Here is a 13,149-nt window from a genome sequence, read left to right as displayed (position 1 = left end):
TCATTTTAGCACATTTTTTTCCAAAAACAAGATAAAAATGTAAAATAACTTTAGATCAATTTAATAATTACAAAAGCATAAATTTCATTTTTTGTATAATTCTTTTTAAAAAGGACCCCCCAACAAAATCAAACTTCTCTTTGCTTACATCTATGAAATTGTGCAGATAATATGCAGATATAAATTATCATAAGTACACATATGATGAAATGAACGATAGGACAAGGAGGTATCATAATGTTTGCTTATACGTTAACTACCTTAACACTTTGCTGTACCTCAATTCTTATTGCATCCAATATTTCCAAACGTAAGGGTACCCTAATGGAGTATATGGTATTTATTATGTCTTTTAGTATGAGTATCGGTTTAAGTATTGGTTTTTATTTAGGCATTCTCTTTAAGGGGGAATTACTATATTCTACTTTACTTGCTATTTTAATTAGTGGTTTTATCGGTTTTTTAGTGGGTCTACGTTTTCACCTATATACTGCTTTAGAAGGAATGTTCTCTGGATTAATGGCAAGTATGATGGGAGCAATGATTACAGAAATGTTAAACGCTCAACAAGCTCATAGTATATTGTTCATTAGCCTTTTACTTACTATAACGATTACTATGTCCTGTGTGATTCAATTGTTATCGGAGAACTTTTCTACTTTTATCCAACAGCGTTTTTTGTTATTACTTTCAATTAGTGTAGTAATTATCGTTGCCGTATTCGCGACATTCCCAGATCATACTCCTGCACCTGGGCATAATCAACATATACATTAGTACTTGCAACAAAAATGAATAAGCAGCTATCCATAGGATAACTGCTTCCTATTATTCTGGCTTATTAGGAATGTTTTGGTTTGGAACATAGTCAGATTTATAATCTGTATAGTTCACTTCCGTTACCATCCCTGCTGAAGCATGATGTAGGTCGTGACAGTGGAACATCCACTCACCGGGATTGTCTGCTACAAAGGCTACTTCATATTCTTCTCCTGGTTTTAAGTTCAATGTATCTTTTACAATTGGAGAACCTTTTATCGGTTTTCCATCTTTACTCAACACCTGAAAGAAGTGCCCGTGTAAATGCATTGGGTGATCATCCATTTTAGAACGATTTACCAACTTCACTTTTACTAAATCACCCTTTTTTACTTGAATTGGGTCAATATCCGGAAATACCTTTCCGTTAATTGTATATACCATTTCATTTCCATTCATTTGCGTATTTAAGTCCATATTATATGTGGCAGTATACTCTTGATTTAACGTGAAACTACCTAATTTTTTAGTACCATATTTCATTATATCTACTTTCGGTAATTTTTCTTTTTCGTCTGCTTTATCTTTCATCTCTTTGCTGCCATCATATTCAATAACAGCTTTCATTCCTTTTGCACCTTTATTTTTCGAATGGTCTTCAACATACCATTTCCCAGTTTTATTAGCAGTAAATTCAATATCATAACGTTCGCCCGGTGCGATTGAAATTACTTTATCCTTTATAACTTTTGGATCGTTTATTGGTTGACCATCTGTCGCAATTACTTTTATATCATGACCGTGAACATGTATATCATGTGATAGATAACCAGCATTAACGAGTCGAAAACGAACTTTATCTCCCTTATTCACTCTCAATGGCACTACTAAATCACCGCTTTTTCCATTGATTGTGAATAAATCATACATACTCATATCATGACCTTCCATCTTCATATTTCCATGGTCCATTCCTTCCATATTACTAGAGTCTTTTTGATCACTGCCCACGTCCATACCAGAATGATCCATGCCGTTCTTATCATCATTCTTTTCCTCATTTTCATTACCTTTAGATTTATTACCTATTTGCCCTTTTGTCATTTCTTTTAACTGCTTATTCATTTCTTCTTTATCTGTAACCCATTCATCCAACATTAATGTGTAATCTTTATCATATTTTTCCTTTGTATCTTCTACAATGAGCGCTCCATACAAACCTCTATCTAATTGATTTACAGAATCTTGATGCGAGTGATACCAGTACGTTCCTGGTACGTTCGCTTCAAATTCGTAAGTGAAACTTTTTCCTGGTTCAACTGCATCTTGTGTCACGCCTGGAATTCCATCCATGTTATTTGGGACAGGATATCCATGCCAATGAATAGATACTGGTGCAGATAATTCATTTTTTAATGTCACTTTCACCTTTTCACCTTTTTTCACCCGAATTTCTGGACCAGGAGATGATCCATTAAATGTCCAGACTGGAACAATAACACCGTTACTTAACTTTTGCTTTTCTTCTTTCGCTATTAAAGTAACTTCTGGTCCTTTTTCAACCTTCAATGGTTTTGTAGCTGTTTCAGTCTGTATTGTTTTTTTATCTTTCATATTTTTATGATCATTTGTTGTATTTGTGGCCAAAGAACATGCAGCAATTAAAAATATTACAGAGACCGTAACAGCTTTTAATACAAATCGCTTCATGGAAAATCCCTCCTTTTTCAAAATCATTATAGAAGTTGATTTTCAAGAAAATAAGGAGATGTAATTAGATTTTACGTAAGCTAATTGGAAGATTACTAAAAGTGGAGACATTACAAGAGGCGAATATTTTAGAAATACAAAATGCTTTCCTTGTAGCGACTATATTAGCCGTTCTCGTATTTGTTTTGACGTTATTTCTTAAGAAACAATAACACTTCTATTATTAAATAAGAAAAATGTAGCTAAAATGCTCTTCACAAAAGAACTTAGATTTTTGTATAATAAGAACTAATGTTCTTCACAGACAATAGACTCAAATTACACAAATATATCAAATAGAAGAGGATTGATATACGATGAAAATTGATAGACCAAAAATTTCACCAGAGTTATCTTCAAAGAATTTTCAAGATATTTTTTATGAAGAAGATCCAACATTGGAAGTGTGTGAAATTATAGACTCCACTTTCGAAAATGAATCTGTAGATAGAGTACGATTATATGATGCGGTGATAAAAAACTGTAAGTTTACTAATACAGACTTTAGCAATATTGATATTACAGATGTTTGTTTTGAAAACTGTGATTTATCAAATGTTAATTTAAGCAATTCTTCTGTTCACAGAGTCGAATTTAAAAACAGTAAATTAATCGGAGTAAATTTCACAGAATCTAGCTTAGGAAATGTTAAATTTGAGAATTCAATTTTGAATTTAGCGGCATTTGGAAATTCCAAACTAGAAAAAATCATCTTCAATGAAACTTCATTAAATATTGCAGATTTTTTTGACTGTAAACTTAAAAAAGTTGAATTCCAATTATGTAGTCTTGATGAAGCTAATTTTGATCAGACATCACTGAAGGGGATAGATATTAGTTCTTCTAGCTTTGATACGCTTACAGTTTCAGTGAACGATTTAAGAGGATGTAAAGTATCAACATATCAAGCTGTTCAGTTTGCAACTTTATTAGGATTAATAATTAAAGATTAGTATTTCGAAGATAAAAGAACCCTATCCCGAATCATGGATTTTTTAATTGTCCGCGATTCGAGATAAAGTTCAAATAAATTAGTGATGACTTTTTATTATTTAACTACAGCTTGGTTTCCTTTTACATGTTCATTATTTATACTCATAAATTCTTCAATTTCTTCAACTTCTCTAATGATATCTTTTGACAAGTTTTCATACCCGTCTTTCGTTACAAGAATATCATCTTCTATTCGAATACCAATTGACTCTTCCTCAATATAAAGACCTGGTTCTATCGTAATAACCATACCTTCTTCTAACACTCTATCTTTATATGTTCCTACATCATGTGTATCTAAACCAAGGAAATGGCTGACACCATGATAATAGTATTTTGATAACTCTTCATCTTCTTGAATTAAACCAATTGCTTTACACTCTTCTGCCAGTACCTTTTTTGTATGCTCATTTAATGCAGCGAACTTTAATCCTGGCTTAATAATCTCTGTTGTTTCTTTTAATGCTTTTAATACAATATTATAAATTTGTTTTTGGCGACTAGAGAATGTTCCATTTGCCGGGAATGTATAACTAATATCAGCGTTATAGTAGTCTTTTTGAGCGCCTAAATCTAGCAATACTAAATCACCATTTTGAATTTGTGCATCATTATCTTCATAATGAAGAACTGTAGCATTTTTCCCACTCGCCAAAATTGTATTGAATGCATGGTGCTTAATGCCAGATGATTTCAGTGTAAAATCAAATTGTGCTTCTAATTCATACTCCATCATGTCTGCTTTTGCATGCTTAAGTACGTTGTAAATACCGTCTTTCGTTATAGCAATCGCTTCTTTAATAATTTCAATTTCTTCTTCTGTTTTAAATACTCGTAATTCACAAATGTTCGGATATACATTACCAATTGTTACGTGTGGGTATTTTTCTCTTACATGTTTAGCAAATGCTAATGTTTTTGTCTCCATACCATTCCACTCACGACTTTCTATATCTAAATATAGATGCTTCGCATTTTCTGTAAAAAGTATATTTGACATTGTCTTTTCAAAGCTATCTAAATATACAACTTTCTTTATACCTGAAATTCCCTCTGCTTCTTCGCTAGAAACTGTTTTCCCAACCCATTTTTCCATTACTGGATCTGATTTTTCAATGAAAAGTGTCTCTTCTACACTATTCCCAAACTTTTTCAGCATAAAAATAACATTTGGTTCACCGATTCCCGTTAAGTAGTAAAAATTACGATTCGGTACAAATTTATAATGTGCATCGGCTGACATATGAGGTGCTTGTCCAGCAAATAAAATCGTAATGGATTCCTCTGGTAATGTGTTTGCTAATCGTTCTCTATTTTGAGCAAAAAATGTTGATTTCATAATAATCCCCCTAGCGTTTTATGTATAATTGTGAAACTAATTATTCAATACACTTCATTCTATTATTGTTATAATTTTTCGTCAATTTTTAACTAAATTTTAGATAGTATTGACACAGACAACTAAACAAGTTACAATAACTATAAATTAGTAAGTTACTAATTTAAATTTAAATAAGAGGTGAACAAAATGCAAAACATTTTATTCCGTATTAATGAATTATCAAAAAAAGAAAGAACATCTGGATTAACAGTTGATGAAAAACAAGAACAACAAATGTTGCGTCAAAACTATACAGAAACATTTCGTGGAAGCCTAGATTCCATTTTATTAAATACAAAAATTGTTGATCCTAATGGTCTTAACGTTACACCAGTTGCATTACAAGATGCTCAAATACGTTTAAAATTAAGCAAATGAGTTCCGCGCTAAAGAATTTCAATAAAACATAAACAGAGCTGGATTTCCTATATAGAAATTCCAGCTCTGTTTATTGTCTTTTCTAATTTAGTAAACGAGCGATACATCGCAATTCTCCACGACACAATCATCGCAAATGCAAGTAAGAAAAACATTCCGCTTAACTCTGCCAAATCAATTGATTGGCTTAAATATGACTTTAATGCCACGCGTACAGCTAATAAGCCTACTAAAATAAATATGAATGCTTTTGACGGTTTCATAAATATATGTTCGCCTTTTATTTCGAACTTAGTTGTTTTAATAAGAAAAATAGAGAAAATAAGCCCTATACTAATTGCCTCGACTATTTCTAACGATGTTAATCGAAACTCTGGTAAAAAGTACATCATCGCGCCTGTACTCATAAAAATTGGTGGTAATATAATTTTCTTTTTCGTTACCGGCTTTTTCGCTGCTTTAAAACGTAGAAACATTACTCCAACAGCCATACAAAACGCTATGACACTTGATAAAAGTGCTATCATACTTTCCACTCCTATCTATTTAAATGACTTTTTTAACAAAATCATAAACCAATAAGTAACTACATGCCGCATTATAGAATTTCTTCATTATATTCCTCCTGCTGTAAACTTTCCATATTCGCTGCAATCATTTTACGCAAAGTTTATGAACGGAATATGAACAAAAAAGCCATTCTGCAATTAATAATTGCAAAATGGCTTTTTAACTTATTTTAAATCGTCAATTGTGAAAGCACCTGGAAGTAATTGCTCAACAGTCACTTCTTTTTCATCACCTTTTACATTCGTTAATAATACAGGCATTTTCGGATCACAGAATTCAGCAATTACTTGTCTACACGCACCACATGGTGAAATCGGTCCATCAGTTTCGCCTGTAATAACTAAGTAACTAAAGTCACGCTCCCCTTCTGATACTGCTTTAAAGATCGCTGTTCTTTCTGCGCAGTTACATAGACCGTAAGAAGCATTTTCTATATTACAACCAGTATAGATTTTACCTTCTTTCGTAACTAATGCTGCACCAACAGGAAATTTTGAATACGGAATATATGCTTTTGCTAACATCTTATTTGCTTCTTCAATATATTTTTTCTTATCCATATTATTTCCCCCTAAAAATAATGTAATGATGATTAGTCAGTAATAACTGTATGAACTAATTTAGGAGCCACTGCTGTTTCAGCGATAGAAATGTTCTCATAGATTTTTGCTTTTACATCTTCTACATTTTCACGGTTTGCATAGATTGTTACGAATGGCTCGCCTTCTTTTACTGCATCGCCAACTTTTTTACGTAACATTAATCCTACCGCTAAATCGATTTCATCTTCTTTTGTCGCGCGGCCAGCACCTAGTAACATAGCTGCGATACCGATTTCATCTGCAACAATGTTAGAAATAACACCTGAAGTTTTTGCAGGTACATCAATTACATACTTAGCTTGTGGCATTTTTTCTGGATTGTCTACAATCGAGCTGTCTCCGCCTTGATTGCTTAAGAACTCTTTAAATTTCTCAGTTGCTTTTCCGTTTTTCATCACTTCAATTAGCATTTCACGAGCTTCTTCTAACGTATTTGCTTTTTTCGCAAGTACGACCATTTGGCTACCTAATACAAGTACTAATTCTGTTAAATCTTCTGGACCTTCACCTTTTAACGTGTCAATCGCTTCTTTTACTTCTAGAGCGTTACCAATCGCAAAACCAAGCGGTTGTGACATGTCCGAAATAACAGCCATAGTTTGACGTCCTACATTATTTCCGATACGTACCATTGCATGTGCTAATTCTTTTGCATCTTCTTCTGTTTTCATAAATGCACCAGCACCTGTTTTTACATCAAGTACAATTGCGTCAGCACCAGCTGCAATTTTTTTACTCATAATTGAACTTGCGATTAAAGGAATTGAGTTAACAGTTCCTGTTACGTCGCGTAATGCATAAATCTTTTTATCTGCAGGTGTTAAGTTTCCTGTTTGTCCAATAACAGCTACTTTGTCACGGTTTACAATATCAATGAATTGTTCTTTCGTAATTTCAACGTGGAATCCTTCTACCGCTTCTAATTTATCAATTGTTCCGCCTGTATGTCCTAAACCACGACCAGACATTTTTGCTACTGGTACATCTAAAGCAGCAACTAATGGTCCTAATACTAAAGTTGTTGTATCACCAACACCGCCAGTTGAATGTTTGTCTACTTTAATTCCTTCAATTGCTGATAAGTCGATCGTTTCTCCAGACTCAACCATCGCCATCGTTAAATCTGCACGTTCGCGATCTGTCATATCTTTAAAGAAGATTGCCATTGCAAGCGCACTCACTTGATAATCAGGAATACTTCCGTCTGTATATCCATTAATAAAGAATTTGATTTCTTCAGTCGTTAGTTCTTTGCCGTCACGTTTTTTTGCGATAATATCTACCATTCTCATTACAATCACCATTCCTTTTTATATTATATGAATCTATTAAAATAATAAGCCAACGATTGTTGCTGATAAGAAACTTACTAACGTTGCACCGAATAGTAATTTCAAACCAAATCTTGCGACTACATTCCCTTGCTTTTCATTTAAGCTCTTAACTGCACCTGCAATAATTCCAATTGAAGAGAAGTTTGCAAATGAAACTAAGAATACAGATATAATTGCTGTCGTTCTATCTGAGAAATTAAAGTTTCCTTGTGCTAAATCTGTCATTGCGACAAATTCATTTGATACTAATTTTGTTGCCATAATATTTCCGGCATTAACTGCTTCATGCCAAGGTACACCCATAATAAATGCAAATGGTGCAAATGCATAACCAAGAATTTCTTGGAATGAAATACCGATTACACCTTTAAATACTGCATTAATGAATGCGATAAGAGCAACGAAACCGACTAACATAGCTGCTACTGTAATCGCAACTTTAAATCCATCAATAATGTATTCCCCTAATACTTCAAAGAAGGTCTTTTTCTCTTCTTCTTGTACTTCTAACATATCTTCTTCCTCAGTAACTTCATACGGGTTAATGATAGAAGCGATGATGAAGCCACCGAATAAGTTAAGCACTAAAGCGGTTACAACATATTGTGGTTTTAATAACACCATATATGATCCAACGATAGACATAGAAACTGTAGACATTGCCGATGCACATAATGTATACATTCTTTTCTCTGGCAATAACCCTAGTTGTTTCTTAACTGATATAAATACTTCAGATTGTCCTAAAATCGCAGAAGCAACAGCATTATATGATTCTAGTTTCCCCATTCCATTTACTTTACTTAATGCTAGACCGATAGATTTCACAATAATAGGTAATACTTTAATATGTTGCAAAATACCGATTAAAGCTGATATAAATACGATTGGCATTAATACACTTAAAAAGAACGAAAACTCTTTTTGATTTACTAATCCACCAAATACGAAATTCACACCGTCAGCGGCATATTTTAATAACTCTCCAAAACCATCTGCTATTCCGCTAATTAATATATTCCCTATACTTGTATTTAATAATAGAAACCCCAAAATGAATTGTAATATAACCATCGTTATGATTGGACGATATTTGACTTTCTTTCTATCATTACTAGCAAGCCAAGCGATACCTAAAATCAATACGAGGCCAAAAACACCGATTAAGTATTTCATAAGCCGTTTCCTCCCATTCGTATCCGCTTACATTTTTTTTAATTGTTAAAGCAATAGATATACTTTAAACGTATATCTATTGCTTTAACCTTTTATCGATTAGTAGTTATCTGTAGCACCTTTTGCATCATTTAATACGATTGCAACACTAGCACTTGCTCCAACGCGAGAAGCTCCAGCAGCTACCATTTTATCTGCATCTTCACGTGTACGAACACCGCCAGATGCTTTTACACCAACGTTTGGTCCTACTGTTTTACGCATTAATGCGATATCTTCAGCAGTTGCTCCGCCAGTTGAGAATCCAGTTGAAGTTTTTACGAAGTCAGCACCAGCTTTTACTGATAATTCACAAGCGCGTACTTTTTCTTCATCTGTTAATAGACAAGTTTCAATGATTACTTTTACAAGAGCTTTTCCTTTTGCTGCTTGTACTACTTCATAAATATCTTTTTCAACAAGTTCGTTGTCGCCATCTTTTAAAGCGCCTACGTTGATTACCATATCAACTTCAGTTGCACCTTTTGCGATAGCATCTTTTGTTTCAAATGCTTTTGTTTCAGTAGTGCTTGCTCCTAATGGGAAACCGATTACAGTACAAACGTCTACATCATGTCCAGCTAGTTCATCAGCCGCTAATTTTACCCATGTTGGGTTAATACAAACAGAAGCGAATTTATATTCCTTTGCTTCTTCGATTACTTTCATAACATCTTCTTTAGTAGTATTAGCTTTTAAAATTGTATGGTCAATTAACTTTGCAATGTTCATTATCTTCACTCCTCATATCTTTTAACAACTTCATTCTAACTCTTAGTTGAACAAATGTAAATACACTTTTGAAATTTTGTTCATTCTTTTTTAAAAGGAATTTTCTTGTAGTAAATAAAGCGCATTCTAACTAAGAAACAATTCCTATTTAAAATCAAAACTTTTATATTAACAATGGTAGTATGTATCTCCATATCCATAATTATTTTTAAAAAGGCAATTTGTGTTCAAAAAAACACCTATCATTCATACATAACAAAATAAAAGGCGTTCTCAAAATTAACATTTTGAGAACGCCTTTTATTTCTAATCTTTTTGATAATGTAACAATTCTTTTGCTGTATGCTGATCGATAATTAATACATTTGCATACCCGCCACGTAACGCACCATCAATTGCTTTTATTTTTCTATTACCACCTGCAACTAAAATAGAGCGTTTCTTTAATTTCAGTTCCTCTAACTCAATTCCAATGGTCCGCTTATTAATTTCTTCACTACTAATATTTCCGTCTCCATCAAAGAAACGTGAACAAATGTCACCGACCGATTGTTTTTTGAGTAAACTTGTTTCCTCCTTATCGAAATAACCTAATCGGAATAATAGCGCTTCATCTCGCACTGTTCCTACAGTAAAAATTGCAATATTCGCTTGCTTCCCCATTTCGATAATGTGATGAATATGTCGATCCTGCTCTACTAATTCTTTTGTCACTGCATTATCAAATATAACTGGAAGAGGTAGATTTCTTGGCGTCGTTTGAAAAGCATCTGCAAATAAAGCTATCGTCTCATTCGCATATGTATTTACACTCGAGTGACTAATGCCACCTTTTAGCTGGACAACCTCTATCCCTTTTACATGTTGCGGTACGATTTTTCTAGCGATTTCATACATTGTCATTCCCCAGCTTACACCAACGATATCACCATTTTTAACCGTCTTTTCCATATACTCAGCTGCATATTTACTAATATACTCTGTAATCGTTGCATATTCTGGCACTGGAGAAAACACAACATGTGCCTCTAACAAGTTGTACTTTTCTTTTAGTAAATTCCCAACGTTATCTAAATCCGCAAATGGATCGGCGATGCTAATTTGAACAAACCCTTTTTCTTTCGCGTACTTTAACAATCTAGAAATCGTCGGTCTTGAAATATTTAATTTGTTAGCAATTTCTTGCTGACTATAATCTGATTGATAATATAATCTTGCAACTTCAACGCTTAATTGTTGTTTATCTTTTTCCATAGTAACTCATTACAAATCCCTTCCTGTATTTCCCTTTCGTTACAAGCATTATACAGCTTTATGCAAAAAAATTCGACTACCGAATTTTATCTAACTGAACTTATATTCCACTTATTATATACAATGAAACCGTTCAATAAGAAACATAAACCATCGTCTAAAAACTATTCAAATACCCCTTATAAACAGAAGATACTGGTTATAAGAGGTATGTATTCAATTTAATTTTATAAAAATTGGATGAAAACAATGCAAGTTCCCACTTATTTAGAATAAGTGAAAAGATGATGTTTTATTTGTTCAATAAAATAATGATGGTGTATATTATCGTTAGATACTCGACTTGCCATAATAGCCCCCTCCATTGAAGATGCAAGAAAGGAAGCAAGTGATATAACCTCTATATCTTCTTTAAGTTCTTGTTTCTCTATTCCTTCTTTTATGAGAGAAGCCATTAACATTACTGTATCATCATAACCTTTCGCTGCTGCTTTTTGTAATTCTGGAAATACTCCAGTACTTTCAATTGCGCTATTAAGTAATGGACAGCCTCCAGCAATAGGAGGATTATTAGCTGCATCTTGATATACAAGGAAAATTGCAAGGATTTTATCGATTGCTGTCTTTTTATTTTCCATTGCTTTATGAAAATGACTCCACATAATCTCACCACTTTTGTCGTAGGCAGCAAGGACAATTTCTTCTTTACTTTTGAATCTACGATAAATAGATCCTTTAGGTAGTTCAGTAGCTGTCATTATATCCTGGATGGATGTGCGAGTTATCCCATTAGTATTAAATAAATATAAAGATGTTTCAATAATTTTTTCTTTAACCTTATCAACTTTAGTCATGCTTTGTAATCCTCCTAATAAAAACGAGCTTAATATTCCAGGTGATATTTACCATCTATTTTCTTGAATTTTTTTGTAAGTATAAAGAAGTTTGAAGCGAAAATATCTTATCAACCCCTATATTATGTGAACCTCAAACAATACAGTTTGAAAAGAGATTAATCAAATTGTATTATCTATATCATTCAAATGAATTTTCTGTCAAAATTAACATGACCAATTATTTAATTCAGTCATGTTATACAACTAATTTCACCTAACTTCGTAGTAGGTGTAAAAATATATAGTTAAATTTAACGTATAGACATATGATTATTATATATAATTTTGATTAATATGTTTAGCTAAAGTGTTTGAACTATCCCCACTTTCACTTCATTCTATAAAAGGGTAATCATTAATGATTACTGGAATTAAATTGTACCAAAGAAACTGAGATATAAATATATTTGCTTTTTTTCCATTTGGATTTTGTTAATACTTTATAAAAAGGGTTTAAAAAACTAGAAACTTATAGTATCATTAGGTTCCGGACCGAACCGTCCGGTTTATAATCTTATATAAATATATTTAGAAGGAGAACGTTATGCAGAGAGAAAAATCAAAAATTATAGGTAATTTAATTATGGGGGCAATACAGTGAACTTTATAAAAATGAATAAAAAAGAAATCATTATGCTCATAATCTTTACAATGTTTGTACCATTTCAAATTGGCTTGTACATATTATTTGGCATATCACTTTTAGCTAATGTCAATTTAGTTGAATCAGAATTTGTTCTTAGTGCCATCGGTTTTACTGTACTTGCTATTGTAGGAATCATTTTCTTTAGGAAAGAAATTATTGAAAGTTTTACTTATTTTAAAGAGAAGACAATTTTGAAAATAGTAAGTATTCCTATGGTAGTTTTATTTACGGTAATTGTGGAACAGTGTGTTATGCGTTTTCTAGCAACTGGTCAACCAGAGAACCAAGAGCAGCTCCTTGAAACGGGTGCGGAGGTACCTCTTGTATTTACATTGCTTGTATTTGGTATTCTGGGTCCAATACTTGAAGAAATTGTGTTTCGTCACATATTAATAAATCGTTTTTCTTACCATATTGGTACTGCTATTGCATCTATCATTTCGATTATGATTTTTACACTTCTTCATACGAACCAACTTTCGGATATTGCTATTTATTTACCTGGATCGTTGATACTTACTGCGGCTTATCTTATTTCTAAAAGATCCATTGCATATGTTATAGCGATACACATGTTAAACAATTGCCTTGGTTTCATTCTGTAAGAAACTAGACTTGTTTCTGGTGCCAAAAATACTTT

13 protein-coding genes are annotated in these 13,149 nt (G+C 32.7%); 4 read left to right on the top strand and 9 right to left on the bottom strand.

Features of this window, described 5'->3' with window-relative positions; translation table 11 throughout:
* Positions 1-237: 237 nt before the first annotated feature.
* Positions 238-777, top strand: coding sequence for a hypothetical protein (locus NZ044_RS09435; protein WP_098506787.1), 540 nt, complete (start codon positions 238-240; stop codon positions 775-777).
* 51 nt (positions 778-828) lie between these two features.
* Here the strand turns inward: NZ044_RS09435 and NZ044_RS09430 are convergent, their stop codons facing one another.
* Complete coding sequence (locus NZ044_RS09430; RefSeq protein WP_017763025.1) at positions 829-2,469, bottom strand: multicopper oxidase family protein; 1,641 nt, start codon at positions 2,467-2,469, stop codon at positions 829-831.
* Positions 2,470-2,825: 356 nt separating this feature from the next.
* Here NZ044_RS09430 and NZ044_RS09425 point away from each other — a divergent pair, with 356 nt between their 5' ends.
* Positions 2,826-3,461, top strand: a complete 636-nt coding sequence (locus NZ044_RS09425; protein WP_000687269.1) for a pentapeptide repeat-containing protein — start codon at positions 2,826-2,828, stop codon at positions 3,459-3,461.
* Between the two features lie 95 nt (positions 3,462-3,556).
* Here the strand turns inward: NZ044_RS09425 and NZ044_RS09420 are convergent, their stop codons facing one another.
* On the bottom strand, positions 3,557-4,840 hold the full coding sequence (locus NZ044_RS09420; protein ID WP_000842961.1) for an aminopeptidase P family protein: 1,284 nt from the start codon (positions 4,838-4,840) through the stop codon (positions 3,557-3,559).
* A gap of 189 nt (positions 4,841-5,029) precedes the next feature.
* Between NZ044_RS09420 and NZ044_RS09415 the strand changes: the two genes are divergently transcribed.
* Positions 5,030-5,260, top strand: a complete 231-nt coding sequence (locus tag NZ044_RS09415; protein WP_001179616.1) for a DUF896 domain-containing protein — start codon at positions 5,030-5,032, stop codon at positions 5,258-5,260.
* Positions 5,261-5,307: 47 nt separating this feature from the next.
* On the opposite strand, the gene NZ044_RS09410 is transcribed toward NZ044_RS09415, so the two are convergent.
* The 7 genes from NZ044_RS09410 to NZ044_RS09380 form a co-directional block, all read right to left on the bottom strand.
* Positions 5,308-5,787, bottom strand: a complete 480-nt coding sequence (locus NZ044_RS09410) for a CcdC family protein (RefSeq protein ID WP_000561066.1) — start codon at positions 5,785-5,787, stop codon at positions 5,308-5,310.
* Between the two features lie 207 nt (positions 5,788-5,994).
* Complete coding sequence (locus tag NZ044_RS09405) at positions 5,995-6,390, bottom strand: cytidine deaminase (protein WP_000358521.1); 396 nt, start codon at positions 6,388-6,390, stop codon at positions 5,995-5,997.
* Between the two features lie 32 nt (positions 6,391-6,422).
* Positions 6,423-7,724, bottom strand: coding sequence for a pyrimidine-nucleoside phosphorylase (locus NZ044_RS09400; protein WP_001983022.1), 1,302 nt, complete (start codon positions 7,722-7,724; stop codon positions 6,423-6,425).
* A 36-nt stretch (positions 7,725-7,760) separates the two neighbouring features.
* Positions 7,761-8,942 carry a NupC/NupG family nucleoside CNT transporter gene (locus NZ044_RS09395; protein WP_000876177.1) on the bottom strand — a complete coding sequence of 394 codons (1,182 nt, stop codon included), beginning with the start codon at positions 8,940-8,942 and terminating at the stop codon, positions 7,761-7,763.
* Between the two features lie 99 nt (positions 8,943-9,041).
* On the bottom strand, positions 9,042-9,713 hold the full coding sequence (gene deoC / locus NZ044_RS09390; protein WP_001017441.1) for a deoxyribose-phosphate aldolase: 672 nt from the start codon (positions 9,711-9,713) through the stop codon (positions 9,042-9,044).
* Between the two features lie 306 nt (positions 9,714-10,019).
* Positions 10,020-10,967, bottom strand: coding sequence for a sugar-binding transcriptional regulator (locus tag NZ044_RS09385; RefSeq protein ID WP_000409779.1), 948 nt, complete (start codon positions 10,965-10,967; stop codon positions 10,020-10,022).
* Positions 10,968-11,230: 263 nt separating this feature from the next.
* Positions 11,231-11,821: a TetR/AcrR family transcriptional regulator gene (locus tag NZ044_RS09380; protein ID WP_000169651.1), complete on the bottom strand. Its 591-nt coding sequence runs from the start codon at positions 11,819-11,821 to the stop codon at positions 11,231-11,233.
* Between the two features lie 639 nt (positions 11,822-12,460).
* Here NZ044_RS09380 and NZ044_RS09375 point away from each other — a divergent pair.
* Complete coding sequence (locus tag NZ044_RS09375; RefSeq protein WP_118961916.1) at positions 12,461-13,114, top strand: CPBP family intramembrane glutamic endopeptidase; 654 nt, start codon at positions 12,461-12,463, stop codon at positions 13,112-13,114.
* Positions 13,115-13,149: the final 35 nt, after the last annotated feature.

The sequence above is a fragment of the Bacillus sp. FSL K6-1338 genome, assembly GCF_038006965.1.
Classification (GTDB): domain Bacteria; phylum Bacillota; class Bacilli; order Bacillales; family Bacillaceae_G; genus Bacillus_A; species Bacillus_A thuringiensis_S.
This window is presented reverse-complemented; position numbering and strand designations above follow the sequence as displayed.